The organism is Alteribacillus sp. JSM 102045, assembly GCF_041949975.1.
In the GTDB taxonomy this organism is placed as follows: domain Bacteria; phylum Bacillota; class Bacilli; order Bacillales; family Marinococcaceae; genus Alteribacillus.
In genome coordinates this window covers 51,834-78,342 of record NZ_JBHFQG010000009.1, presented here as the reverse complement: position 1 = coordinate 78,342, position 26,509 = coordinate 51,834, and the positions used below count along the sequence as shown (strand labels likewise).

At 43.0% G+C, this 26,509-nt stretch carries 24 protein-coding genes; 3 read left to right on the top strand and 21 right to left on the bottom strand.

The window, feature by feature from the left end; genetic code table 11:
- From ACE1TI_RS08575 to ACE1TI_RS08525, 11 genes are all read right to left on the bottom strand, one after another.
- A complete protein-coding gene (locus ACE1TI_RS08575) occupies positions 1-1,110 on the bottom strand; it encodes a capsular polysaccharide biosynthesis protein CapF (protein WP_375007169.1) in 1,110 nt (369 codons plus the stop codon).
- A complete protein-coding gene (locus tag ACE1TI_RS08570) occupies positions 1,107-2,129 on the bottom strand; it encodes a polysaccharide biosynthesis protein (protein WP_375007168.1) in 1,023 nt (340 codons plus the stop codon). Before ACE1TI_RS08570 ends, ACE1TI_RS08575 begins: the two co-directional genes overlap by 4 nt.
- 20 nt (positions 2,130-2,149) lie before the next feature.
- Complete coding sequence (locus ACE1TI_RS08565; RefSeq protein WP_375007167.1) at positions 2,150-3,358, bottom strand: glycosyltransferase family 4 protein; 1,209 nt, start codon at positions 3,356-3,358, stop codon at positions 2,150-2,152.
- Between the two features lie 81 nt (positions 3,359-3,439).
- Complete coding sequence (locus tag ACE1TI_RS08560) at positions 3,440-4,081, bottom strand: NeuD/PglB/VioB family sugar acetyltransferase (protein ID WP_375007166.1); 642 nt, start codon at positions 4,079-4,081, stop codon at positions 3,440-3,442.
- A 25-nt stretch (positions 4,082-4,106) separates the two neighbouring features.
- Complete coding sequence (locus ACE1TI_RS08555; RefSeq protein ID WP_375007165.1) at positions 4,107-4,745, bottom strand: sugar transferase; 639 nt, start codon at positions 4,743-4,745, stop codon at positions 4,107-4,109.
- A 2-nt stretch (positions 4,746-4,747) separates the two neighbouring features.
- The gene (locus ACE1TI_RS08550; protein ID WP_375007164.1) at positions 4,748-5,860 is read right to left on the bottom strand and encodes a DegT/DnrJ/EryC1/StrS family aminotransferase; all 1,113 of its coding nucleotides are present in this window, start codon (positions 5,858-5,860) and stop codon (positions 4,748-4,750) included.
- A gap of 151 nt (positions 5,861-6,011) precedes the next feature.
- Positions 6,012-6,896 (bottom strand): UTP--glucose-1-phosphate uridylyltransferase GalU, encoded by an 885-nt coding sequence (gene galU / locus ACE1TI_RS08545; RefSeq protein WP_375007163.1) that lies wholly within the window; start codon positions 6,894-6,896, stop codon positions 6,012-6,014.
- A gap of 19 nt (positions 6,897-6,915) precedes the next feature.
- Positions 6,916-8,736 carry a polysaccharide biosynthesis protein gene (locus ACE1TI_RS08540; RefSeq protein WP_375007162.1) on the bottom strand — a complete coding sequence of 607 codons (1,821 nt, stop codon included), beginning with the start codon at positions 8,734-8,736 and terminating at the stop codon, positions 6,916-6,918.
- A gap of 368 nt (positions 8,737-9,104) precedes the next feature.
- Positions 9,105-9,614: a winged helix-turn-helix domain-containing protein gene (locus tag ACE1TI_RS08535; protein ID WP_375007161.1), complete on the bottom strand. Its 510-nt coding sequence runs from the start codon at positions 9,612-9,614 to the stop codon at positions 9,105-9,107.
- Between the two features lie 277 nt (positions 9,615-9,891).
- Positions 9,892-10,620, bottom strand: a complete 729-nt coding sequence (locus ACE1TI_RS08530; protein WP_375007160.1) for a CpsD/CapB family tyrosine-protein kinase — start codon at positions 10,618-10,620, stop codon at positions 9,892-9,894.
- Complete coding sequence (locus tag ACE1TI_RS08525; protein ID WP_375007159.1) at positions 10,574-11,323, bottom strand: YveK family protein; 750 nt, start codon at positions 11,321-11,323, stop codon at positions 10,574-10,576. Before ACE1TI_RS08525 ends, ACE1TI_RS08530 begins: the two co-directional genes overlap by 47 nt.
- 177 nt (positions 11,324-11,500) lie before the next feature.
- Here ACE1TI_RS08525 and ACE1TI_RS08520 point away from each other — a divergent pair, with 177 nt between their 5' ends.
- On the top strand, positions 11,501-12,403 hold the full coding sequence (locus ACE1TI_RS08520; RefSeq protein WP_375007158.1) for an LCP family glycopolymer transferase: 903 nt from the start codon (positions 11,501-11,503) through the stop codon (positions 12,401-12,403).
- 60 nt (positions 12,404-12,463) lie between these two features.
- Here ACE1TI_RS08520 and ACE1TI_RS08515 read toward each other — a convergent pair whose 3' ends face one another.
- The 9 genes from ACE1TI_RS08515 to ACE1TI_RS08475 form a co-directional block, all read right to left on the bottom strand.
- On the bottom strand, positions 12,464-13,228 hold the full coding sequence (locus tag ACE1TI_RS08515) for a tyrosine-protein phosphatase (protein ID WP_375007157.1): 765 nt from the start codon (positions 13,226-13,228) through the stop codon (positions 12,464-12,466).
- 353 nt (positions 13,229-13,581) lie between these two features.
- Positions 13,582-14,202 carry a flavin reductase family protein gene (locus ACE1TI_RS08510; RefSeq protein ID WP_375007156.1) on the bottom strand — a complete coding sequence of 207 codons (621 nt, stop codon included), beginning with the start codon at positions 14,200-14,202 and terminating at the stop codon, positions 13,582-13,584.
- On the bottom strand, positions 14,192-15,454 hold the full coding sequence (locus ACE1TI_RS08505; RefSeq protein WP_375007155.1) for an MFS transporter: 1,263 nt from the start codon (positions 15,452-15,454) through the stop codon (positions 14,192-14,194). Before ACE1TI_RS08505 ends, ACE1TI_RS08510 begins: the two co-directional genes overlap by 11 nt.
- Before the next feature lie 169 nt (positions 15,455-15,623).
- Entirely contained in the window at positions 15,624-17,387 is a 1,764-nt protein-coding gene (locus ACE1TI_RS08500) for a hydantoinase B/oxoprolinase family protein (RefSeq protein WP_375007154.1), read from the bottom strand.
- On the bottom strand, positions 17,388-19,442 hold the full coding sequence (locus ACE1TI_RS08495) for a hydantoinase/oxoprolinase family protein (protein WP_375007153.1): 2,055 nt from the start codon (positions 19,440-19,442) through the stop codon (positions 17,388-17,390).
- A gap of 19 nt (positions 19,443-19,461) precedes the next feature.
- Positions 19,462-20,064, bottom strand: a complete 603-nt coding sequence (locus tag ACE1TI_RS08490) for an isochorismatase family protein (RefSeq protein ID WP_375007152.1) — start codon at positions 20,062-20,064, stop codon at positions 19,462-19,464.
- Between the two features lie 229 nt (positions 20,065-20,293).
- Entirely contained in the window at positions 20,294-21,826 is a 1,533-nt protein-coding gene (locus tag ACE1TI_RS08485; protein ID WP_375007151.1) for a sodium:solute symporter family protein, read from the bottom strand.
- A complete protein-coding gene (locus ACE1TI_RS08480) occupies positions 21,827-22,081 on the bottom strand; it encodes a hypothetical protein (RefSeq protein WP_375007150.1) in 255 nt (84 codons plus the stop codon).
- Positions 22,082-22,486: 405 nt separating this feature from the next.
- Positions 22,487-23,734 carry a CaiB/BaiF CoA transferase family protein gene (locus ACE1TI_RS08475; protein WP_375007149.1) on the bottom strand — a complete coding sequence of 416 codons (1,248 nt, stop codon included), beginning with the start codon at positions 23,732-23,734 and terminating at the stop codon, positions 22,487-22,489.
- A gap of 294 nt (positions 23,735-24,028) precedes the next feature.
- On the opposite strand from ACE1TI_RS08475, the gene ACE1TI_RS08470 reads away from it, so the two are divergent.
- Positions 24,029-24,685, top strand: coding sequence for a GntR family transcriptional regulator (locus ACE1TI_RS08470; RefSeq protein WP_375007148.1), 657 nt, complete (start codon positions 24,029-24,031; stop codon positions 24,683-24,685).
- Positions 24,669-25,568, top strand: a complete 900-nt coding sequence (locus ACE1TI_RS08465; protein ID WP_375007147.1) for a hydroxymethylglutaryl-CoA lyase — start codon at positions 24,669-24,671, stop codon at positions 25,566-25,568. Before ACE1TI_RS08470 ends, ACE1TI_RS08465 begins: the two co-directional genes overlap by 17 nt.
- Before the next feature lie 428 nt (positions 25,569-25,996).
- Here ACE1TI_RS08465 and ACE1TI_RS08460 read toward each other — a convergent pair whose 3' ends face one another.
- Positions 25,997-26,497 (bottom strand): flavin reductase family protein, encoded by a 501-nt coding sequence (locus ACE1TI_RS08460; RefSeq protein WP_375007146.1) that lies wholly within the window; start codon positions 26,495-26,497, stop codon positions 25,997-25,999.
- Positions 26,498-26,509 lie beyond the last annotated feature (12 nt).

Genomic DNA, 26,509 nt, shown 5'->3' with positions numbered 1-26,509 from the left:
TTATACCTCCAAATAGTAAGTGTCTGGGTTATCTGAATCAAAAAGCTCATTTGCCCACATAATGGTGATCATGTCGGTATCTCCCAGGTTTTCAATGTTATGTGTGTAACCAGTAGGAATATCTACAACTTCCATCTTATTTCCGCTGACATAGTATTCAATCACATCATTGGATCCAATCTTTCTAAAACGAATAACCCCTTTTCCACTTACTACTAAAAATTTCTCATTTTTTGTATGGTGCCAATGATTACCTTTGGTTATGCCTGGCTTAGATATATTAACAGAAACTTGACCTCTATCAGGAGTCTTAATAAATTCTGTAAAAGATCCTCTATGGTCTACATTCATTTTAAGGTCATAACTAAACCGATTTTCTGGTAAATAACTCAGGTACGTACTATATAACTTCTTAGTAAAGTTACTAGACATATCAGGAATAGTACGTTCTTCGCGGCTACTTTTAAATGAATAAAGTAAATCAGTTATCTCTCCTAGGGTGACATTGTGAATTTTAGGGACTTTACAAAAATCACCATTTGTATTTTCGTTACCCTCTAATGCGTTGATCAGTTCATTTACTACGTCGTCGATATAAATCAAATTAATAGTAATACTTGGATCTTTTATAGTTATTGGTAAGTCATGAGCAATATTATGACAAAACGTTGCTACCGCACTGTTATAATTTGGTTTACACCATTTCCCAAAAATATTTGGTAAACGATAGACAAGCACTTTGGCCCCTGTCTCCTGTCCATATTCAAACAGCAAGTCTTCTCCTGCTTTTTTGCTAATACCATATGGATTGTCCAATTTAGCTTGTACAGAGGAGGAAAACAATACAGGACAAGTATTATGATGTTTTTTTAACGTATTAAGAAGAATTGTGGTGAAACCATAGTTACCATCTATGAATTCGGACTTGTCTTTGGGACGGTTTACTCCTGCAAGGTGAAACACAAAATCGGCTTTTTTACAATATTCCTCTAGTAAATTTTGATTTGTTTCTTTACTATATTCAAAGATGTTTGTGTAGTTTTGATTTCTTAATTCTGCTACAAGGTTTTTTCCTATAAACCCTTTTGCGCCAGTCACTAGTATATTCATACTTGCATCAAACCTTTCAACTCCTCTTGAACATAGTCAAGCTTTAACAATTTATTTTTAATCTGTTCTATATTTAGTCTGTCTGTGTTATGAGAGTTATACTCATCTTCATATGATAACTTCTGGTCCCCTTCTACGAAGTATTTATCATAGTTAAGATCTCTCTTATCCGCAGGTACTCGGTAGAACCCCCCCAGGTCATCCGCAACTCCGTGTTCTTCCCTGGTAAGTAAAGTTTCGTAGAGCTTTTCACCGTGGCGAGTACCAATTACTTGGATTTCATTATCTGCATTAAATAACTCCTTAACTGCTAGGGCTAGATCTCCAATAGTCGAGGCCGGTGCTTTTTGGACCATAAGATCACCAGCTTCAGCATGTTTAAAGGCAAATACTACAAGCTCAACTGCATCTTCAAGACTCATTAAAAACCTCGTCATATTAGGATCAGTGACAGTCAATGGTTGTCCATTTTTTATTTGTTCAATAAATAAAGGGATTACTGAACCCCTAGAAGCCATCACGTTACCATAACGTGTACTACATATAAGAGTTCTATCTGGATCAACTGTTTTTGACTTTGCGATAGACACCTTTTCCATCATCGCTTTGGAAATTCCCATGGCATTTATTGGGTAAGCAGCTTTATCTGTTGAGAGACTTATTACTTTTTTTACACCACTATTGATAGCGGCTGTTAAAACATTATCTGTGCCTTGAATATTTGTCTTAACAGCTTCCATCGGAAAGAACTCGCATGATGGAACTTGTTTTAGGGCTGCAGCATGAAAAATATAATCCACTCCAAACATCGCGTCACGAACACTGTTAATATCCCGTACATCACCAATATAAAATTTCAGCTTTTCACTTTTAAAATAATTACGGATCTCATCCTGTTTCTTCTCATCCCTAGAAAATACACGAATTTCTTTTATATCTGTATCTAAAAATCTTTTCATTACAGCATTTCCAAAAGAACCAGTGCCACCTGTGATTAATAGAGTCTTATTTTCAAACATAAAATTACCTCTTTTCCACTTTACTTAAAATGACTCATTATGATGTCATATGAATGCCTTGCTGTATAATTTTCTTCTAAATACCTCCTAGCATTTACTCCCATTTCATGTCTTACTTCTTTGTTACATAGTTTTTGAACTTCTCTATTAAACTCATTTACGTTACTACTCTCACACCATAGTCCAAAGTTCCCTTTTTCCATAACTTCTCCAACATCTGTATTAACGTCCGTGGCTGCTAAAACTGGCATGGAAGCCTGCATATAGGAGAGTAATCTCGAGGGGAAATTTGGTATTGTAAATCGGTTATCAAGAAATATTAGTCCTACATCACATGAATTTACCAGGTTTTCATAATCATTTTTCGGTAACTGATTAAACAACTGAGCATTACCTGGCTTTTCTTCATTAAAAAAAGCCTTGAGCTTATTAAATTCGGTACCAGATCCGGCGATCACAAAATATACTTGCTTGTTATTTTTATTTGCTTTTAAACACTTAATTAAATAGTCAATACCTTGTGGTTTGCCAAGATTACCTCCATAAATAAAAACTGTCTTATCAAAAGGTATTTCGTACTTTTCTCTAATTTTTTTTTTCTGTTCTTCACCTTTTTCAATATCAATTATTTCAGGATCTATGCTATTAGGGCATATTTCAACTAGATTAGAAGGTAACTTCCGATTGTTATTCAAAATAAAATCTACATTGGCTTGTGACATGCATCCAATATAATTTGAATTCTTATATAATTTTTTTTCTTTAAATCTAAAATACCTGTACAAAGGGTTATATTTACTAAGCATGCGTAAATCCACAGCGTTTTGTGGAAAGATATCTTTTAGTAATAGATAAGAACTTGCATTATCTCTCTTTTTAACATAGCTTATGACTTTTTCAAAGGTTATGGGCGGGGTTGAATACAATACTAAGTCAAATTTTACATCCTTAAGGTACTGTTTAATTGCTTTAAGGAACAAGTACTCGATCATCACTGTGGAAATACCTTTTTCTACTACACTAACCTTGGTTATATTTCCAATCTTAACTCTTAAAAAATGAACTCCATTTTCATCGACATATTCTGTAGGCTTATTTAGACGTTTCTCTCTCGGACTAACAACATATACTTTGTGGCCATTATCTCTGAATTGCCGTAAAAGGTCTGTGTATATCCCTTTTTCTTCGATATTGTTTAATTTACCAATGGATAAAAATATAATATTCATTTGCTCACCCTAGAATCCGACACAAAATTTAAATTCTTTGTTTTTTGAAACACTCATTGACTCTTCTAAGTTAAGTGTTAACTATTTAATACTCCTAATTTTTTTGGCAGGAATGCCAGCATAAACGCTATTTCTTTCTGTATTTTTAAGGACTACTGCCCCTGCTCCAATAATAGAATTTTCTCTTATATAAGCCAATCCTGTAACTATAGTTGAACCCATCCCAATAAAAACTTTATCTTCGACTTTTATAGAAGCTCCTATGCCAGTAAGTGTTGAAACAAGACACGCTTTTCCAATTGTGGAATGATGTGCTATTACAGAATTAGGGCTAATAATACTAAAGTCATTAACCTTTACTTTTGTCCAAATGTATACATTTGCCTGTATATACACCCCTATACCAATTTCGGCACTTGGGCTTATCACTGCTGTTGGATGGATTAAGGATGGGGTATTACCTCCTAATGAGTTAATTTCATTCATAATATTGAACCTTGCTTCATTATTTCCTATTGCAACAATAAACTGTTTGCCTTTTATTTCTTGACATGATAAATTTGAGAATTTATCAGTTATTTCTACACCCATTATTGATTCATGAAGCTTCTTCTCATCTTCATCAAAAAAGGCTTTAACTTTATAACCTAGTATTTCAGCTAATTCAAACATTGCTTCTCCATAAGTCCCTGCACCAACTATATAAATATCTTTGTTATTCACAGAGTTACTTCCTCTCCAGATTCATTTATTGGTCATTGTCTATGCTGCCTTTAAATTTCTCCATAGTTACATTATCACTACTGTTAACACCTTCCTGCTTAAATACCTTTCTGATAGTTTGAATGACGATTTTGCAATCTAACTTAAGAGTAATGTTCTCAACATATTGAATATCATAGTCAAACTTTTCTTCCCAAGTTATTGTATTCCTTCCATTTATTTGAGCTAATCCCGATAAACCAGGCCTTACACCATGTCGTTGCTTTTGATATTCAGTATAGAGTGGTAAGTATTCAATTAATAATGGCCTAGGTCCTATAAAAGACATGTCACCTTTTAATATATTAAAAAGCTCTGGCAATTCGTCTAAAGAAGTAGACCTTAGGACTTCCCCAAATTTTGTTAGGCGAATATTATTAGGCAATAACTCACCATTTTCATCTCTTTCATCCGTCATTGTCCTAAACTTATACATAGTAAAAATCTTCTCATTAAGGCCTGGTCTCTTTTGTTTAAACAACACCGGACTACCTAGCTTTACTTTAACCAGAAAAGCAATTATTAAAAAAACTGGACTCAGAGTAATAATAGCAATCGAAGCTAATAAAAAATCTATAGGCCTTTTTATAAACCTTCTGTATAAACTATCTTTTGATTTTTTCATTATTACAACCACAACCTTCTAATAGACTTTACTACTCTCTCCAAATCAGAATCCGATATTTTTGTATCTGATGGCAAACATACACCTTTCTCAAATAGTTTTTCTGTAACATCAGTACCCACAAAATCAAACTTCTCAAAAAATGGTTGCATATGCATCGGCTTCCATATTGGCCTTGCTTCAATATTTTCATTTTCAAGAGCTTCCAACATATCAAGTGGTCTCACTTCCTCACTCAACGTCATACCACTTAACCAGTAGTTCGGTTCATCCCACTCGTTACAAGGCATAAACTTAACACCGGCTAGATCACTAAGCTCTCTTTTATAAAACTCAAAAATATATCGTTTCTTCTCAACTCTCTGATCTAAAACCTTAAGCTGCCCTCTTCCAATCCCAGCAACGACATTGCTCATACGGTAATTAAACCCTAATTCGCTATGCTGATAGTGTCTTGCTTGATCTCTAGATTGAGTAGCCCAAAATCTTGCCTTAGCAATTCTCTCTTCATTGTCGGAAACGAGCATTCCACCACCGGAAGTTGTGATGATCTTATTCCCATTAAATGAGAAGATACCATAATCGCCAAAGGTTCCCGTATGCTTCCCTTTATAGTAAGTTCCTAAAGACTCAGCAGCATCTTCTATTAAAGTAACATCATGTTTCTTACACAGTTCTACGATTTTATCCATATCTGCAGATAAACCATAAAGATGTACCACTATGACTGCCTTCACTTCTGGATATTTCTCAAATGCTTCTTCTAAAGCTTTGGGGCACATATTCCACGTTTCATAATTACTATCTATAAATACAGGTGTGGCATTTTGATAGATAATGGGATTAGCTGTGGCTGAGAATGTAAGTGTTGGGCAGAACACAATATCTCCTTCACCTACTTCAGCTGCTCTTAGTGCTAAGTGAATAGCAGCAGTTCCAGAGGATAGTGCTGCAGCAGCATTAGAACCAACTTTAGCAGCTAGTTCATTTTCAAATTCATTCACATTTTCCCCAAGCGGTGCAATCCAGTTTGTATCAAAAGCTTCTTTAACAAATTCCATTTCATAGCCCTCATCACTCATATGCGGTGATGAGAGGAATATCCTATCTCCCATTGTTAAAAACGTCCTTCCTCTATGAAGTCACTTAGTTGCTTAGTACTTGACTGGAACTTTATCCAACCAACTACTAAACTGCTAATGATCTCTTACACAAAAAACACCCCTTAAAGCAAAATTGAAGTCTGCTTTAAGGGACCGTTCTGTTCTATTTTACAAGCTCCTTATTAAGAACTTCTTCTACGTAATTCTTTACGCCTTCTCGTAAATCATTTCTTTGAAGGGCAAAGTCTATGGTTGCTTTAATAAATCCAAACTTGTCTCCTACGTCATAGCGTTCTCCGGAGAATTCACATGCAAGGACAGCCTGCTGTCGATTGAGCTGCTTTATCGCATCTGTAAGCTGAATTTCATTGCCTGCACCGGGCGGCAATGTTTCGAGAATATCAAAGATTTCCGGACGCAGCACATACCTGCCCATGATTGCATAGTTTGACGGAGCATCGAGAACTTTCGGCTTTTCAACAAGATTTTGTACATGCACCACACCATTCTGAATTGGCTCTCCTTTCGGTGCTACAATGCCGTATTTCGATACATCTTCATCTGGAACTTGCTGTACGCCGACCACTGATGAAGAATAGCGCTCGTACACATCGATGAGTTGACGCAGACATGGCATCTCTGCTTGTACGATATCATCACCTAGCAGAACAGCAAATGGTTCATCCCCGATAAAACGGCTGGCGCATTGGATAGCATGCCCTAGCCCTTTTGGTTCCTTTTGTCGAATGTAGTGAATGTTTGCAAGAGAGGAAATACGTTGTACTTCATCCAACATCTCCATTTTTTGTTTCTTTAATAGTGTCTCTTCTAGCTCGTATGATTTATCAAAATGATCTTCAATCGCACGTTTCCCGCGCCCGGATACAATGATAATATCTTCGATTCCGGATTCAATTGCTTCTTCGACAATATATTGAATGGTTGGCTTGTCCACAATGGGAAGCATTTCTTTTGGCTGTGCTTTTGTAGCTGGCAAGAAACGGGTTCCCAAGCCTGCTGCTGGAATAATAGCCTTTCTTACTTTCATTGCCTTCCCCCCTATCGTTTTAACTCATTTTGGCTAGTTTATGTTCTTTTGTTTTAAAATTCGCGATGTTTATTAAAAGATCCCGTAATTCTGCCGATGTAAGTACAGGGTAGTTACTCATTACACCACTGTAGAATTGTTCATGAACTTCCGGTGTCTTTCCTATGTGGATTTTCGGGTAGATCTGCTCAGGATAGACTTCGTCGTCTTTTAACAGTTCTTCAAACATTTTTTCACCGGGCCGCATCCCGGTGAACTCTATTCCTACTTCGTCTTCGCTGTAACCTGATAGTTTAATAAGGTTCTTAGCGAGATCAACAATTTTGACGGGCTCTCCCATATCAAGCAGGAAGATTTCGCCGCCTTTTGCTAGGGCACCGGCTTGAATGACAAGTCTGGATGCTTCTGGAATCGTCATAAAATAACGTGTCATGTCAGGGTGAGTAACGGTAACTGGACCGCCGCTTTGAATTTGTTTTTTGAACAATGGAATGACACTGCCGCGGCTTCCGAGTACATTACCAAACCGGACGGAGACAAATTTTGTTGGACTGGTGGCGTCCATGTGCTGCACGACCATTTCTGCGATTCTTTTGGTTGCCCCCATTACGCTGGTAGGATTAACTGCTTTGTCACTTGAAATCATCACAAACGTGCTTGTCCGATATTTATCCGCTGCTTTAGCGACATTTTTTGTACCTATCACATTATTTTTGACAGCTTCTTCAGGATTTCGTTCCATGAGAGGCACGTGTTTGTGTGCGGCTGCATGGAAGACGACTGCAGGCCGTTCTCGTTCAAATACGATATCCATTTTCTCTTTATCTTTTACGTCAGATATTTCGGTGATTAACTCGGTTATTAAATCTTTTTTCTTCAATTCCATTTCTATATCGTAAATGCTGTTTTCCCCGTGGCCAAGCAAAATGAGTTTGGCTGGCTCGAACTTTGTAATTTGCCTGCATATTTCTGATCCGATGGATCCGCCTGCGCCTGTAACAAGTACGGTTTTACCGGTAATAGAGTCGGATATTCCGTCGATATCGAGTTCCACCGGTTCACGACCGAGCAGGTCTTCCACTTGTACGTCACGGAATTGGTTAACAGAAACTTTACCGCTTAGCAAGTCTTCCATCAATGGCAGGATTTGTGTTTTTATGTTGGTTTTTAAGCATTCCTGGTATATTCTTTGTACATCTTGCTTTTGCAATGACGGAATGGCAATGACAATATGTTCAATCTCTAGATTCTCTGCAATTTGTTGTATATCTTTTACCCGTCCTGCAACTGGCACCCCCATAACTTCCAAATGCTGTTTGGTCATATCGTCATCAGCATAAGCCACAGGAAGCAACTCACTTGCTTTTCCTTGCTGCATCTGCCTTGCTACCATGGTCCCTGCATTACCTGCCCCCACAATTAATGTACGTTTTTTCTTTTTGTTTGACGGCTTTATGTATGTGTCTCTATACATTCTCCAGGCAAATCGAGATCCCCCGATTAACAAAATGTGAAGCATCCATGTGATTAATAGAGTGCGTGAATGGATGGTGTTAAATATCACCGTTTGCATGATTGCAGTGGTAAGAATGGATAAAGTAACAGCTTTAAAGATTTCTTTTAGTTCATTAATGCTCGCATATTGCCACACACGTTTATAAAGCTTGAATAGATACGCAAATATGTGGTGAGACACCATTAAGGTGAACGAGCTGGCAAAGATAATGGCCGATCCCACATAATCCGTATTGTAAATCAGAAATCCCCCGATAAAGACAGCAATCGTGACAATGAATGTGTCCATCCCCATTAGTGCGGCTAATCGCTTTCCGTATGTCAATTCCATCCTCCCCTTTTTTAAAGTATGCTCTTCCCATGCATCCTCTCTTGAAAGAACGTTCTCTCTTTATTCTCTCAAGACAATATGCATCCTTTTACCATGCAACGCATCATCTTGCCCAGCCTCTCGGGGTTAAATAACCTCTAGTCATAAAAGGCACAAACCAGCCTTTTCTGTCTGGAGAACATTTACCTGTCGAGGCTGTTCAGGGCACTTCAGCCTTTCTTACAGGCATCTAACCTTTCCTCACACCGCACCAGTGGCAACGGGCGCCTAAGGAGTGCGGTTGCAGGGTCCCACAGCACGGCCGAGTGCCTGTAGTGATAGTAGTGCGACAGGCGTTTACCAAAAGTTTGTCAATCCAAGTATTAGGCATGTCTCTCGTTGTCTTTCCATATAAGAAAGCATGACTGGCTTTCTGCTTTTACGGATTCGAGTTCGTCTTCTGAAATAACAAGCAAGTCTAGCGAATGATCCTTCTCTTCTACTCTATGAAAGCAGCTGTATGTATTGCTTGGATGCACTAACAAGTAACTAAATGTTTTTAATTTTTCGGATTCTCTTAAGAATATGGCTTCTGCCCCAATCCTTTTCGCTGCGGCGTAGAGGTCGTCCCATTGAACGGATTGACGAACTAGCTTTTTTAAGGATGGAAAGACAGCGTGGTCCTGGTTCGCTTGATAAACAATTCGGTTCCCTGCTTCTTCTTTTCTAAGCAGCTTTGCTTCTGCCAGTCTATTAAGCTCTACTCGCACGGCATTTGTCGAATCCCCAAATTCATTTGCTAATTCCCGTAAGTATGCCGAGTTCTCTGGATGCAAGAAAAATTTCAACAGCATTCGCAGCCTTGTTTTTGATGTAATAAGATGTTCTAGCACATCGTCCACCTGCTATCGTGTCTATTTTTATGATTTTCTTGCTAATGATATCTAATTTTGTATCTACTTGTAATATTTGGGTCCTTATGAGTAGAAATTTTACTCCTCCGCACATCTAAAGTCAACGCTTATTTAGGAAATAATTTGAAATTAATAAATCTTTTATCTTACTATACTATCTTTTCCTCTGTTTTAAGTTTACGTATTCATTACAACTCCATCTTTTAACACATAAAAAAACTGTCTGGATTTATTCGCAGACAGTTTTCTTTCTTTTTTACTGGCCGTAATAGTACATATAGTTTCCGGCTTTTTTGTCCTGGCGGTTCAGGACACCGCCTAATATTTTGGCATTCGTATGTTTCAACAGCTCTTTTGCCTTAGCCGCTTCTTCCTTTGTCGTTTGCTTGCTGCTCACAACAAGAATCACGCCGTCACACAAACCAGCTAAAATTTGTGCATCCGTTACCGCTAAAAGAGGCGGAGTATCTAGAATGATATAATCATAGGTTTCTTTTAACGAAGCGATGAAGGTTTTCATTCGATTTGAGCCTAGCAGCTCCGAAGGGTTAGGAGGAATGGGCCCAGATGTCAGTACCTCCAACCCTTCCACCTTTGTTTTCTTAATGGAATCGGTAAGCGTGTCGGGGCTTGTTAGAGAATTACTTAATCCATACTGATTCGTCGTTTGAAAAATATAATGAACGGTTGGTTTTCTCAGGTCAGCATCAATGACGAGCACTTTTTTCCCTTGCTGAGCAATTGAGACAGCTACATTACTGTTCACCGTAGACTTCCCTTCTCCTGGTCCAGAAGAGGTTGTCATGATAACGGAAACATCCTCGTCTATGGAGGCATACTGCAAATTGGTTCGAACATTACGAAATTGTTCCGAAATGGGAGACTTGGGATTGGATTCGGTAATCAACGCGTTTCTTTTTTTTAATTCTGATTTCGTTTTACGAGATTTTTTCCACACCCTTACGCTTCCTCCCTTCTCGAGCATTGCTGCTGCTTGTTTGTTTAATATCTTCCTGCTCTATTTCAGAAATGACGCCAAGGACGGGAATCTCCAATTCTTTTTCCAAGTCTTTCTCTGTTTTGATTGTATTATCGAGAAATTCCAGCAAGAAAGCTAGTCCTATTCCTGTCATCAGCCCCATTACAAAAGCGATGGCCATATTAAGGGCAGGCTGCGGGGAGACGGGAGACGCATTATCAGACAGGGCAGCTTCAGATAGAATACTAACATTATCGATGTTCATAATATCCACTATTTCTTGTTCGAACACTTCGGCTGTAGTGTTCGCTATTTCTGCAGCATACACAGGATCCTCATCTGTCACAGTAAGGGCAACTACTTGTGAGTCTTCTTCCGAGGATACGGTAATTTTGTCGTTGATGGATTGTACACTTAAGCTGCTGCTTAGTTCTTGCTGCACTTGTTCTAGAATCGCCGGACTTTTCATAATGACATTGTAGGTATTAATCAGTTCTCGATTACTTTGCAATTCATTTGCGGTGAGCTGCTCTCTATCAGTTGATGATTGATTCACTAGAATTTGGGTAGAAGCCTCGTATTGCGGTGTAAGAACAAAGAACGTGATAATAGCACTTGCTGCTACCGCTCCCAAAGTGATCAATATAATGAAGACAAGACGTTTTTTCAGCGTTTCAAAGATTTCTTTTAAACTAATTGTTTCTTCCATTTGTACCTCCGTGATGTTATTTAAAACGCCTACCATAGGTGCGATCAATGTACTTCTTTGAAATTGTACCATAATCTCTCAGATGTTTGACACAAAGTATTGAAATTTTTTGACAATCGTTCTATACTAACAAAATCATACATGCTTAATACTATAGGAAGATAGGAGAAAAGACGGATGAAAAAGTTGCTGATTATTATTGGCGGCATGATAGGTTTTTTGGTATTGGCGGTTGGAGGATATGCGTATTACTTATACTCTTCTATTTCTGATACAGCCAGTACGATGCATGAAAATATTGTACGAGAGAGCAATCACCGGGAAGCAGCAGCAAGTCCGGAAAAAGATGATCCTATTTCCTTTTTACTGCTGGGGATTGATAACGAAGATACCGAATCAGGCCGCTCTGATACGATGATCGTCCTGACCGTTAACCCAAACAAAGAGTCTATCAAAATGGTGAGTATCCCCCGTGATACCCGCACTGAAATTATCGGCCGCGGCAGGGAAGATAAAATTAATCATGCGTATGCTTTCGGCGGGGCGCAAATGGCAATAGACACCGTCGAGAATTTCCTGAATATCCCGATTGACTATATTGTTTCTATTAATCTTGATGGATTTGAAGATATTGTAGATACCGTAGATGGAGTTACCGTGAATAATAATCTTGCATTCGAACACAAGGGGTTTGATTTTCCTGAAGGCGAGCTTCATTTAAGCGGCGAAGAAGCTTTGGCTTATGTGAGAATGCGAAAGGAAGATCCGGAAGGCGATCTTGGCAGAAATGAGCGCCAGCGAGATGTTGTAGATGCCATCATTCATGAAGGGGCGAATCTTTCTTCCATCATAAAAGCCGGGGACTTTCTTAGTATACTAGGGGAAAATGTCCGTACGAATATGACATTTGACGAAATGAAGGACTTTCAAGATGATTACCGGTCTTCGAGGCACAATATTGAAACCCTGGAAATGAGTGGGGATGGTACAACGATTGATGGAATATACTATATGAATATCCATGAAGAGGTCCGAAATCATGTTTCTGAGACTCTCCGAAAACATTTGGAATTAGATTAGAGAAAAAAGACGACAAGTGGCGCTAACATGCGCAGCCTGTCGTCTTTTTTCTACGTTCGCTTAAAAAATGCCGAGAAACTTCTTCTTTTTCACCCGCTCCGGCGGTTCTGGATAGATGTCTTCATTCTCTGCTATTCGCTGGGCGTTATCCATCAGATAAAAGATTTCCTCTTCTCCCTGTTTGCTCTCCATGAACCGGTAAGCCTTACTCAGGTCAAACGGCCTGTTTTTTACGTCGTGAGCATCCGTCGCCACAAGATGCAGCATCTGATGATCCAGCAGAAGTTCTGCAAATTGTCTCGCTTTTTTAGGAGCTTTCTTCGTAAAGCAATGGGCGGTCACCTGTGTTAGGGCTCCCCCTTTAATCAGTTCATATAATTTGTTTGGGTGCTCTAAAAAGGTTTGGTTTCGCTCCGGGTGAACAATAATCGGTACGTACCCTTCGACCTGCATATCAAAAAATAACCGGCTCGTATATTGAGGGACCTGCACGCTCGAGAATTCTACAAATACATAACGGCTATGATTAAGCGGAATGGCTGTACCTTGCTGTAGTTCTTCTAGAAGCTCTCCCGTTATACGGTTTTCCTGTCCCGGCAGTACGGTAACATCAATCTGAGAATTTTTTATCACTCTATTTACATAGTCTACGAGATGAGGAATGGTATCTCCCGGGTTGTCATACGCTCCGTTTCGATGATGCGGTGTCGCTATTAGAGTATGTATACCATCTGCTTCTGCAGCTCTGGCAAGCTCCATACTTTCTTCGATGGTTTTTGGACCATCATCGATCCCCGGAAGGATATGGCAATGAAGATCAATCATGGCAGCAGCCACTCCTTTTCAATGGTTTTCATAGTGATAATAGGCCTGCTAGATACATCTTAGCACCCCTTTTAAAGGAATTCTATACAATTGACAAAAATAGGGAAATAGTGACAGATAAGAAAAGCGTATGCGCCCTAAGAAAGATGATGTTCGGGCAAATTCGTCACGTCCTGTGACGACGCCGAACTGCCCTGGATGAGCTGACTTCTGCGTTGCGAACAGGACGTTCACGCCTCCTTCCACATGGGCCTCCGAGAGGCTGGGCGCTGAAACTAGACATCAAAGCGCAACATTATATACTTTCCTATCTACGAGAAAAGAGCCGGTGTTTTACCAGCTCTTTTTCCGATTTATTCTTCTCTTGGCAGCTTGAACGCCGGTGTGAGGGAGGCATAGTCTCCGGCGAGGCGGGCGAGCGGTTTCCAGTTTTCGATGTCGGTTTTAAAGTTCCCAAGATAGGCAGAGTCGTCGATGCGGGCGCGCTGGACTTGGCCAAGTACCATGTGGTCGCTGCCGACGGGAATAATTTTGTCGAGCTTGCATTCGAAGGCGATCGGCGATTCTTTTACAGCCGGAACGCTGATTGTTTCAGATGGTTCGGGTGTGAGATCGGCTCTTTCGAATTCGTTCACTTCAGGCTGTACGTGCTGTGATGATTCGTGCATCGCGTTTCCGAGTGCGTCTGGAACGACATTAATGACGTATTCTTCGGTGTCGCGAATGTTGGTAAGCGTGTCTTTAACCGTCCCTTCTCTTTCCATCACACCCGGGCCGATTGATACGGCGAGGGTCGGCGGCTGCCTGGAGGCAACAGTGAAAAAGCTGAAGGGTGCTAGATTTAAGATACCGTCTTTGCTTTTTGAAGAGATCCAGGCGATTGGACGCGGTACGACCGATCCGATTAAAAGCTTGTACATTTGCTTTGTTTCCAGTTCGTCCGGGTTAAAGACGTGTGCTTTATTATTCGGCATAATTTATTTCTCCTTTCGTTTGTTGAGATAGATGGAGATAGATAAATAGGATCGCAGTGATCGCAAGCACGGCAGCTAACGCGTACCAGCCGGCGGTGAATGTGCCGGTCATATCTGTCACAAACCCAAACAGCGGCGGCCCGATAATCACGCCCCAGGAGCCGACGCTGATGCTAAATCCGCTCGCAAGGCCGGCTTGTTTCAGCGGTACAAGCTCCGTGGCGGCATTCATCCAGAGGCCGTTAAAGCCGGCGACACAAAGACCGAATACAAACGCGAGCACCGCTACATATAAAAATGGAGTTCCCGGCTGAAACAGCGCCATAATGACAGAGGAAGCTGCAGAAATAATGGCGATAACGCTCATCAAAATAAAACGGTTGCCGTTGAACAAGCGGTCGCTCACTACGCCCCAGCCGACGCGGCCGATGGATCCGGCGATTTCTGAAATGACGAGCAGGATGGCTGCCAGTGCAACGGATATGCCGATGATCTGGGTGGTATAAATAATAATATACGTATTTACCACCATTTGCGCGCCGTTTAAACCAATGGCTCCTCCGCTCACCAGAAGCAGTGCCCGGTTTTTGCCCATGCTTAACAGGGTGTTCCACGTGTTTTCACTCTTTTTCTTAGGCTCTTTTGAAATCGGTTTGGCATCTCGGTAACGAAGATAGCTGATGAAACCGGCGGCTGCTAAAAGCAGCGCTGCACCGATGAAAACCGGACGCCAGCCGTAAGCAGCAGAGAGCGGTACTAAGAGAAGGGATGCCAGCGCCGAACCGGCTGTCACCCCCATTTGCTTGATCCCCATCGCTGTGCCGCGGCTCCGGCGCTCAAACCAATAAAGAATGCCGCGGTTTGATGTTGGATGCATCGCACCGTACCCGAAGCCGCCGATCATAACAAAGGCAAGCAGCAGTATGAAGCTTGACGTAAGCGCAGCAAAGAAAAAGCTGAGGCCGAGGCAAAGCGATAGCGCAAGCAGTAAAGGCCTCGTCCCAATCCGGTCGACTAAGATACCGGATGGAATCGAGGCGGCAAACTGTCCAAAAAACAGGGCTGCTGGGAGCATTCCGATCTGAGCGTTTGTAAGCATTAAACTGTCACCGATAAACACACCAAGCGGCGCCAGGCTCCGTCCGACAAACGCAACAAGCACCTGGGTGAAAAGGAGCCACCCGAGCATATGCCACGGATTTTTTTGAACACCTGTGTCGATGTCGTGATTGGCTAGTGATTGATTTCCCATAAGTACTGACCTTCTTTTAATCTTGATGTTTCCATTATACATGACGAAGCAAACCGGTGTTTGTTTCTAGCCTGTAAAAACAGCTGACGATAAAAAGACGCGAAGAAACCCAAAGGCAAACTTCATATCTTTTTGGAGAGGCGTTTCCTACAGCCTTTTTCTCCTTTGATTAGGATGTCACCACTTCGTCGCGGTTGCCAAAATGAAAGGCTTGAGGCGCAGGACGGCTTTGCTTGATTTGGTCTCGTTGTGCTAAGGTTGCTTTCACATCTATTTCATCGTTTGCGTTTAAAATGACACCGTAAGCAGCCTCCGCTTTTTCTCTGCTGACCAATCCACGTTTTACATCTTTTTGGACCAGGGCAGGCTCTCTTTCCAATGGATCTCCCCAGCCGCCGCTTCCGCCTGTTACGAAGAGAAGCTGATCTCCTATATAAACATCTATTTCATCCACTTTTGAACCAAGTTCCTGTTTTTCTCCATTTTTTCGTATGAGAACCTTGTAGGAGGAGGTGCCTGGTTCTCCTTTGTTTATCCCCCATGGCTGAATTTTGGCTCTGTCATCATGAATGGAGACGATGCCATTGCTTTTAAACGTATAGAGCTTTTCATTACAATTCCCGCCGCGGTGCTTCCCTGCTCCTCCAGAATCCGTTCCCGTTCTGTAATAATCAATTTGAAGAGGATAGTAGGTTTCAAGATATTCGGTTGGAATGTTAACGAAGGCCGGCCACCAGGAATGACCGTCAATTCCATCACCAATCGGTCGTCCCGGCAGTCCGCCATACATGACTTCCATCAGGTGAAACTCTTTGCCGTCTTCATCTTTCCCTGAGAATATAAAATAAGGACTTGTGCCATACCCTGCTGCCGGGCTGTTTTCTGGTGTATTCAAGGAAAGCGCTCCGCTCAGCACATCAAAAAAACGGCTTAAGACATGCGTTCTGCACCCAAGGGCTGCAGGATATTCAGGTTTCACAAGGCTTTTCTCAGGCATGCGAACCTCTAAAGAATCATAAAACCCATCATTAAACATAATAGCCGGATCAAATACGGAAATCAGAAACGCACCGAGAAACATTTTAAACATGTTTTCACTTAAATAATAGTTGATCGGCCCTGGTGCCTGAGGATCTGTGCCTTCCCAGTCGAATATAGCCCGGCCGCCTTCTTTCCACACCGTGAGTTTCATTTTAAACGGGCCGTTTCCAAGACCGTCGTCATCAATATAATCTTCAAATGACACAGGCTTGTCTGGAAGAAAGCCTGTAATAAGCTGCTTCATCATGACACTTGTTCGGTCTAATAGTGCTTCTAGCCCCTCTAGGTAGGACTCTGTCCCGAATCTTTCGCACAGTTCTTTTACTCTTTTTTCAGCCGTACGGCACGAAGCCACGATGGCCATGAGATCTGAATAGTTTTCTACCGGCGTCCGACTGTTTGCTTTAATGATGGAAACGATCGAACCGTTTAATTTTCCTTTTTCAAAAAGTTTGAGAGGCGGAAACCGCACTCCTTCTCCATAAATAGATGTCGCGGTCACCGGCATAGAGGAAGGGATAGGCCCCCCAACATCCATCACGTGGCCAAACATAGAGGAATATCCTGCGATTTTTCCATTTACAAAAATAGGAACGATAATCATCCAGTCGTTGATATGGGAGATGGAGCCTCCACAGCTATATGGATCACTTAAAAAAATAACGTCTCCTTCCTGCACTCCTTCAGGAAAATGAGATAGCACCTCAGGTACGTGGGAGCCAAAATTGCCAACGACCATTTTACCGTCGGGATTGGTTATCATTGGAAAACAATCGTGCTGTTCACGGATGACTGGAGACATGGCGGACCGAAAGAGAGTAACGTCCATTTCTTCTTTAATATTCTTGAGGGCATTTTCAATGATGTCTACTGTAATGGAATCAAGTGACATTTACTTCTCCCCCTTTGAAATAATCAAATTCATATACTCATCAACTTCGCCAATATAGGTAGGAAGAATAAGCGTCGTAGAATCTTTCTGCGTGACAATGGCAGGGCCGTAAACAATGTTTCCAGGCTGCAGTTTCGTCCTGTCGTAAAGCGGTGTTTTGTGAAATGTTCCGTCAAAGTAGGCTTCGTGTGAACCATCGATGACCGCGTGCTCTGCGTTTACTCCCCCGCGTTCATTGATCGGCTGTTCTGGTGACCTGACTGTTCCAACGGCCACTGCTCTAAAATTGACTACTTCTATTTCAATATCCATTTTAAATCCGTATATTTGCTCGTGTATGTCATCAAATCTATTCTTTAAATGAGAGACTCCTTCTTCCCAAAGCGTTGGAAGTTCGACTTGAAGAGGAATTTCATGACCTTGACGGTAGTACCTCACGTCCACTTCATAAGCGATATTTTGATTTTCCTTTGGCACCGCTTCTGCGTGAAGCCAGTCATCAGCAGCGCGGCCCAGTTTTTCTAACTCTCCTATTAATGTGTTTTCATCTAATTCACTTAAAAGACGTATATATGTTTTCGAATATTCATTGCGTATATCGGATTCTAGAAAACCAAGAGCAGACAATACACCCGGTGTCGGAGGAACGACAACAGGAAAGGTGCCTGCCAGATCAGCAAGAGCGTTTCCAAATAGAGGGCCTGCTCCTCCAAGCGGAATAAGAGCAAATTCTCGCGGGTCATACCCTTTTTCCACAGATACTACACGGAGAGCGCCGTACATGTTTTCATTTGCGATATCATAAACCCCTTTAGCCGCTTTATATAGATCAACCCCAAGCTCGTCTGCTATTTTTCGAAGCGTTGCTTTCGCTTTTTCTACATCGAGGACCATATCTCCTCCTGCCAGCTGCGGCGGCAAGTATCCGAGCACGACGTTCGCATCTGTTACTGTCGGCTCCTCGCCTCCTTTTCCGTAGCTGGCCGGTCCCGGTTCCGATCCTGCGCTTTGAGGGCCGACACGAAGGGCTCCGCTTTGCGGCACATGAGCAAGAGAACCGCCTCCTGCTCCAACCGTTTCCACTTCAAGAGAAGGGGCTTTCACCGGAAAAACGCCTACTTTTGTTTCTCGGGACACATTTGGGGTGCCATTGTATGTTAAGGAAACGTCGGTAGAGGTTCCGCCCATATCGAAAGAAATGACATTCTTAAACCCTGTCTGCATACCAATCATTGCGGAGGCTGTTACTCCGCCGGATGGTCCAGAGAGCATGGTGTGAACCGGTCTTTGCGAGGCTGCCGTAATACTCATGAGACCTCCGTCTGAACGTACGATACTGACACGGCTGTCTTCCATTCCTTCTTTTTTAATTTTCGTTTCCATATTGTTTAAATAGTTTGACATCGGCGGCCGTACATAAGCATTCATCACTGTCGTCAAGGTGCGTTCGTATTCTCTGAATTCTGGGAGGATGTCAGTGGAAATGGATACAGGAATCGATGGGTCCATTTCTTCTGCGATGCTGCGGATGATTTCTTCATGTTTAGAATTGGCATAGGAATTAATTAAGCTCACGGTCAGGCTTTTAATTCCTTTACTATATAAATCCTGAATTTGAACACGAAGATCTTCTTCGTCAAGCGGCATTATAATTTCTCCATTCGCTGCGATCCGCTCTTTTACTCCTCGGGTATGTTCGAGATCTGCAAGCGGATCAGGCTTCAGAAACCCAATCCAGGCTGTAATAGGAGCAGGAGTCCACGAACGCGCCACATGAAGAATTTGTTCAAATCCAGCTGTAGTTAACAGTCCAACTTTTGCTCCTTTTTCTTCTAATACTGCGTTGGTAGCCACCGTTGTTCCGTGAATCACACTTCTGATCTCTTGCACTTCTATCCCTTTTTCCTCACAAACCTTCTTCATTCCGTTCATCAGTCCAATGGATTGGTCTGATGGGATAGATGGTACTTTGCTGACATAGATTTCTCCAGAGTCATCATGCTGCAATACCACATCTGTAAAGGTTCCGCCAACATCAACTGCTGCACGATACATGCTATTCCCCTCCTGAATCTTATTCTATAGCTTTTTGTACCTTATCGATTGGTAAAACGTCCCCGTATTTTGCTTGGATGTCATTTAAGTTTGCTTCATGTACGGCGAGTGAGCGATCACCCACGCACTCTTCTGGAACGATGACTCGATATCCATGCTGTAAGCCATCTACTGCTGTTGCTCGTACACAACCCGAAGTTGTGCATCCAGTCAAGATGATGGTATCTGCTCTTTCCGAAATAAGTGAAGAATGAAGAGGCGTTCCAAAGAAGGCACTGGCAAATTTTTTAACAATCAGCGTTTCTTTTTCATTGTTACATTCAAGGTATGGGTCAACCTGAACAGCGTCTGACCCTTTTACAAGCTCTTTTAGTGCTGGAACTTTTTCGATGAAAACTCCGCCGTCTTTGAAGTGAGGATGGTATTCTACGGAGGTGAAATAGATAGGATAGTCCATCTTTCTCGCTGTATGAAGGAGCTTTTTTGTCGCTTTTAATTCTTTCGAAAAATCAGATCCTAATAAACTTTCCGGGTTTGTAAAAGCTTTAATGAAATCAATGACTACAATCGCAGGCTTATCTCCAAAACCAGCGGTTCCGCCAAACCCCGCAAATTTTTCCACGAACTCCCTCCTTAAAGCTGCCTTGTACACAAATTAGCATTATGTATACAAAAAATCAATATTTATTTTCTAAAAATTATAACTATTATTTATAAATTCTTTTATAATAGTGTTTTTGATGTTTTTAAATCTGAGAGATTAAATAAAATGTATACATTAAGCAAAATAAAACACCCCTTTTAAGCTTCACCTTGTATACAGCTGCTTATATAGGGGTGTTTTGCCTGACTTAACTGATAGACGTTTGTTTTTCCCTATTATACTGATCGAGTTTTAAGGCTGTAAGATCGGCGGCTTTGTCTGCTTTTTCAGCACTTACCGGTGCCATTAAGGAACCGGTTACGCAGATAAAGAAATTGGCTGCAAGCCCGACGACGCCGCCGTGAATGCCGGCGATCGTGCTGTTTCCGGTAATGGTCATGGTGCCTGCGATAATCGCCCCAACCAGCATTCCCCAGAATACAGGACGGGAAGCAAGCTTTTTCCAGTATAAACCGAGTAAAAAAGCAGGAAATACTTGAACGAGCAGCTCAAACTTTAACACGAAAATATCATACAGCGTTCCTGGCGGATTCCAGGCAATGAATAATAAAAACGCAACCACCCCGATGCCGGCGAACTTCCCGACTTTTACTTTTTTCTCTTCTTTGGCGTACGGGTTGATGAATTTGCCGTAAATATCGTTTGAGACCATCGAAGAAAAGCTGAGCAGTACCGAGTCAGCCGTAGAAACAATGGCTGCCACAATCGCACCGAAGAAGATCACCATGACCCAGTAGTAAAAGCTGTTAATGGCCGCCACTTCATTTGCAATCATGCCAACAAGCTGTTCCGACCCGCTCGTATCAAGCCCTGGAAAAAGCGAAATTCCGATGATCCCGACAAGAAAGACTAAACCAGTTGTAATCGGCGGCATCCACGCCATTCGTGAAAGCGAGCGCTTCAGGGTTCTTTCACTTTGTGACGAATAAATACGCTGCACGGCATGCGGATAAATCGCTGCCCCGAAGCCAACGAGCAAAATCATGCTGATCCAGTTGATCGAAGTGACGGTATCCGGCACCCCGATTTTTTCCGGCGCTGTGGCAGCAATGTCTGCAGTAAGGCCTGTGAAGCCGGTACCGGTTAAGGAAAGTGCACCCGTTAAAAGAACGATGATTCCAACAAACAGCATAACCCCCTGCATGACGTCTGTGAAAGCAACGGCTTTCATCCCGCCAAGCCACTCATAAGTGAGCATAACGAACACAAACGCAAGCACGGCAAATTCATAAGGAATCGTGCCGCCGGTAAGACCGGAAACGGCTTGTCCGATCGCAACGAGTTGTTCTAACAAATAGTTTCCGAGTCCCCAAAGCATCAAAATAATCGCAAGAATCGTCACCTGCTTGGAGCGGAAACGATAGCTGATCCAGTCGGTCGGCGTAATAAAATTGGCGCGTTTTGAAATCGCGTACAGCCTTGGAGCAAATAAAATATAAATCCCAACAATAATAGTCATAAACGGAATCGACTGCAGCCAGGAAAACCCGTCACGGTAAGCAGTTGGCGCGTAACCTACTATCGTGTTTCCGCTGTATTGGGTTGCATATAAAGTAAAAAAGAGGGCGATGATACCTAAGTTTTTTCCCGCTAAATAATAGTCTGCCAGACTTTGGCTGAGTTTTTTTCCGCGGCCTGCAAGCCAGCCGATCAGAAGCATGACAGCCGCATACACCGACAAAATAATAATTCCATCCAGGCCGGAAAACGTGAGATCCATTTATTTCTCCTCCTTTTCCTTCATCTCTTCCTCAAGGTCTTCGACGACGTGCCATTCATGCAGGCAAAGCCAGCTTAAATACCCGCAGAGTGAAATCGATAAAATAATCGAAATCCATGCCCAGTACGGCAGGCCGAAAATGTACGGTTCCATGCTTCCAACCGGCAGGTACCACGGCGCATTAAACAAAACCAACAGCCCCATGACAATCCAGATCCACGGCTTACGGACAGGCTCTTTGACTTCTTTTTTCATTCTTCAACCTCCTCATTTTTAGTAAACGCTTACAAAATTAGATTTTTAAAAATTGTCTGACATTTGTGTGTGGAAAGAAACAGCAGCCATGCTATAGGTGCGCTGCTGTTTCTCTCGCTTCTTCCAGATGTCTAGCTTCAGCGCCCAGCCTCTCGGGGGCCCAAGACGATTTAAGGAACTTTTGCTAGAATCGCGAACATCGTGTTCGCAACGCAAAAGTCAGCACATCCTGTGCAAGCCAGTTCGACGTTGTCACAGGACGTGACGTTCTTAGTCGAACATCCTTTAGGACCCTTCTGCTAAAGACGCACACGTCGACGCACAGGACGTGCTAATGTCGCCAATGCCACAGGACGTGACGAACTTAGCCGAACGTCATTTAAAACTGGGCACTTACGCTTTTCTTTAAATAATGTTTTTTTCCTTCAATTCATTGAGTTTATCTTCATCCAAATCCAGCAGACTTTGGTAAACAGCTTCGTTGTGAGAACCCATTTCGCTGGAGCCTGGTTCTTTGATTTTCCCGGGCGTACGGCTCAGCTTCGGCACGACTCCTGGCATCGGGAAGTCGCCGAGTTCTGGATGCTCGACATTTACAATCATATCGCGTGCTTGATAATGCGGGTCTTCGACGATATCTTTTGCTGAATAAATCAACCCGGACGGCACCCCGTGTTTTTCGAGCCTGTCGAGCGCTTCTTTAGCAGGCAGGGTTTTTGTCCATTCTTCTATTAAAAGGTCGAGCTTTTTCTGGTTTTTCCCTCTCGCGACATGGGTTTTGTAATCCAGGTCTTCGGCAAGCTCCGGCTGGTCCATCGCTTCGCACAAGCGTTTGAATACGCCGTCTGCGTTGGCGCCGATGACGATATACGTTTCATCCTGCGTGTAATAAATGTTAGACGGTGCGACACCCGGCAGAATGTTGCCCATGCGCTCACGGACATAATCAGCCAGCAGATAATCCGGAATGATGCTTTCCATTGTGGCAAAAACCGATTCATAGATCGCGGTATCTATGACCTGGCCGCGGCTTGATTGTTCTCTTTCATATATCGCGGTGAGGCAGCCGATGGTGGCAAATAGTGCTGCGAGCGTGTCGCCGATCGATATGCCGATTCTTGATGGTGCTCTGTCCGGGAAACCTGTTACATGACGAAGGCCTCCCATCGCTTCGCCGACACTGCCGAATCCTGCGCGCTTTTTGTAGGGTCCGGTCTGTCCGAATCCGGAGGTGCGCATCATGATCAGACGCGGGTTGATGTCGGATAGTTCTTCATAGGATAACCCCCATTTCTCCATGGTTCCCGGCCGGAAGTTTTCTATGATGACGTCTGTTTCTTGGGCGAGTTGTTTGAAGAGTTCTTGGCCGTCTTTTTCGCGGAGGTTGAGGGTGATGGATTTTTTGTTTCGGGATTGGATGGGCCAGAGCAGTCCCTGGCCGTTTTTGGTGATGCCCCATTGTCTCATGGGGTCGGCTTTGTCTGGCGGCTCAATTTTTATGACTTCGGCTCCGAAATCAGCTAGTAGTCTTCCTGCGAATGGTCCGGCGAGCAGGGTTCCGAGTTCGAGGACGCGTATGCCTTCAAGCGGGAGCTTTTCTTCTGGGCTGGGTTCTGTTTGCTGATTGGTAAGATTTTTTTTGGTGGTGGTCATTTGTTAGACACCTTCTTTCTGAAAAATAATTCAGTTAGTTGTCTTTGTACACAAATTATCATTTTGTATACAAATAATCAAGCGAATTTTCGAAAAAATGTTAAAATTTCCGTTTCTCGGTTGTTTTTTGGGTTGATTATTGGTATAAATAAGGTGTGCTGCTTCATTTTTGTTTCTATTTGTATACATTAAAAGGATGTATTTGTCATTTTATTTTTAACGCTTTTCCTTGTTAAATCGGGACTTTTTGTGTCATTCTTTTTTATTGTATACAATGTAGTTGAGGTGTTGTTTGTGGGAGTGTACGAGAGTATTAAAAATGCCATTATTATTGGAGATTATTCTTCTGGTTACCGGTTAACGGAAGAAGCGTTGACGAAAGATTGGAATGTAAGCCGGACCCCTATCCGCGAGGCATTAAAAAAGCTGGAGTTTGATGGGTTGATTACTTCGTTAAAGCGCGGGTTTATTGTGCGTACTTTTTCTAAAGAGGATTTGCGTCAGGTTTATGATTTGCGGGCTTTGCTTGAGAGCTATGCAGCCGGGCAGGCGGCTTTGAATCGTAAAGCCGAAGATATTGAGGTTATTCATGAAGCGAATCATGAATATGAAAAAGCGCTGGGGCAAGGAAATAAGGATATCGATCGTAATAAGGCGATTGTTGAAGCGAACCGCCGTTTTCACGATGGAGTGGTGCGGGCAAGCCGCAATGAGCATGTGCGGGATCTGATTGATAAGGTGGTCGTGCTGCCGCTAGTGTTCCGCTCGTTTTATTGGTTTGGTGAAGCGGATCTTCAGCAGTCGTTTCAGATGCACCAAACGATTGCCCAAGCGATTGAGGAAAAAGACGCGGACCGTGCGAAAACGGCAATGCATGAACATATTTTTCGCGGAAGGGATTATGTGCTCCATCATTATGAAGGAGGAACGGATCATGATCCATCTTTGTGAAGTCGGCCCGCGCGATGGGCTGCAAAATGAGAAAAAGCATGTTTCTATGGAGAAGAAAGTGGATTTAATCAAACGTTTGATTGATGCAGGTGTTCGTAAGGTGGAAGCCGTTTCATTTGTGAATCCAAAGGTAGTTCCGCAAATGGCGGATGCGGAAGACGTATTGGCTGAGCTCGGCTCCGTGGATGCGGAAATTGCCGGGTTGGTGCTGAGCCGCTCGGGTTTGGACCGGGCGCTGAAGACAAAGGTTGACCGCTTGCATGTTGCCGCTGCAACAAGTGATACGTTTAATTTGAAAAACGCGCGGCGCACGGTGGAAGAAGGAGTGCGGGAGTTGAGCGGCGTGATTCAAGAGTCCGTGGGCGCTGGCCGGCCGGTCACTGCTGTACTCGCGACTTCGTTTGGCTGTCCGTATCAAGGAAAAGTCGAACCGGATGCTGTGTTTAAAGCAGCTGATTCGTTTGTAGAAGCCGGCGCCTCTGAAATCGTGCTGGCCGATACAACCGGGATGGCAAACCCCGTGCAGGTGCGTGAGATGGTTGGCGCTTTCCGGGAGCGATTTGGAGAGGAGCTTCCATTAGGGCTGCATTTTCATAACACGCGCGGACTCGGGCTTGCGAATGTGCTTGCTGGATATGAAGCCGGCGTGACGCGCTTTGACGCCTCCATCGGCGGACTCGGCGGCTGCCCGTTCGCGCCGAAAGCGGTCGGCAATGTGTGTTCCGAGGATATGATTCACATGTTTCAGGAGATGGGCGCGGCGACTGGTGTGGAGTTGGAGAAGATGGTTGAGACCGCGCAGCAGCTCGAAGGCTGGATGGAGAAAACGCTCGAAGGCATGGTCATGAAAGCAGGCCCTGCCTCTCAGACTGTGGAAGCTTGATGGATTTAGGGTGGAGAGTGCTCGCCTGGTTTGCGGCGGGTGCTCTTTTTTTGTATTGGGTGGAGTGCTTTGGAGGGGTGGTGCTGTGGTTTGGATTTAAGGGTGCCTTGGAGAGAGTTTGAACTGCTTTTTTGGATGAATGCACTGGTTTGGACTTTCTCCGATTTATCTAGGAAAGAAACTCACCATTCTATCCCGGGGTCTGGCCCCACACATTTCACTAGAGCAACAGACAAAACTATATACTTAGTAGAAATGTATCAGCGGCTTCCCTCTATGATTAGCGAAAATTTTGTCGGTACGAACTAAAAAGTTGTCGTTTCGAGCGAAATCAAGCCATTTATCAGCGAATTCTAAACACCAAACAAGCACAAAAAAAGCCAGACCCTCTGCATTCCTGCGGAGGGTCCGGCCCTTGAGTTTATACTCTATTTTCCGTAAAATTTGGCTGGAATCGGTCCGAAGTTTCGGCGGTGGTAGAGCATTGGGTCTTTGTCTTTGTTGATTTGAATATCCTGAACTTCACCGATCAAAATGGTGTGGTCGCCTGCCTCTACCTGCTTGAACGTCTTGCATTGCAAGACAGAGAATGCGTCGGCAATAACAGGTAGATTGTGTTCGGAGATGCTCCATTCACATGTTCCAAATCGGTCGGTATCCTTGCTGGCAAAGGTTTTACAAAGGTCCTGCTGTTCTCCGGCTAATATATGAACGGCGAAGCGGTCTGCTTTTTTGAAGGCATCCAGGGAAGACACTTTGTGGTCAATCGACCAAAGGACCAAAAGCGGGTCCAGGGAGACGGATGCAAAGGAGTTAACGGTTAATCCTACTGGTTCTCCTTTTTCATTACTCGTGGTCACGACAGTTACTCCGGTAGGATAATTCCCCATTGCTTCTTTAAATAACATTTCTTTCTCTTGCGTTTGCATGTTATCCTCTCC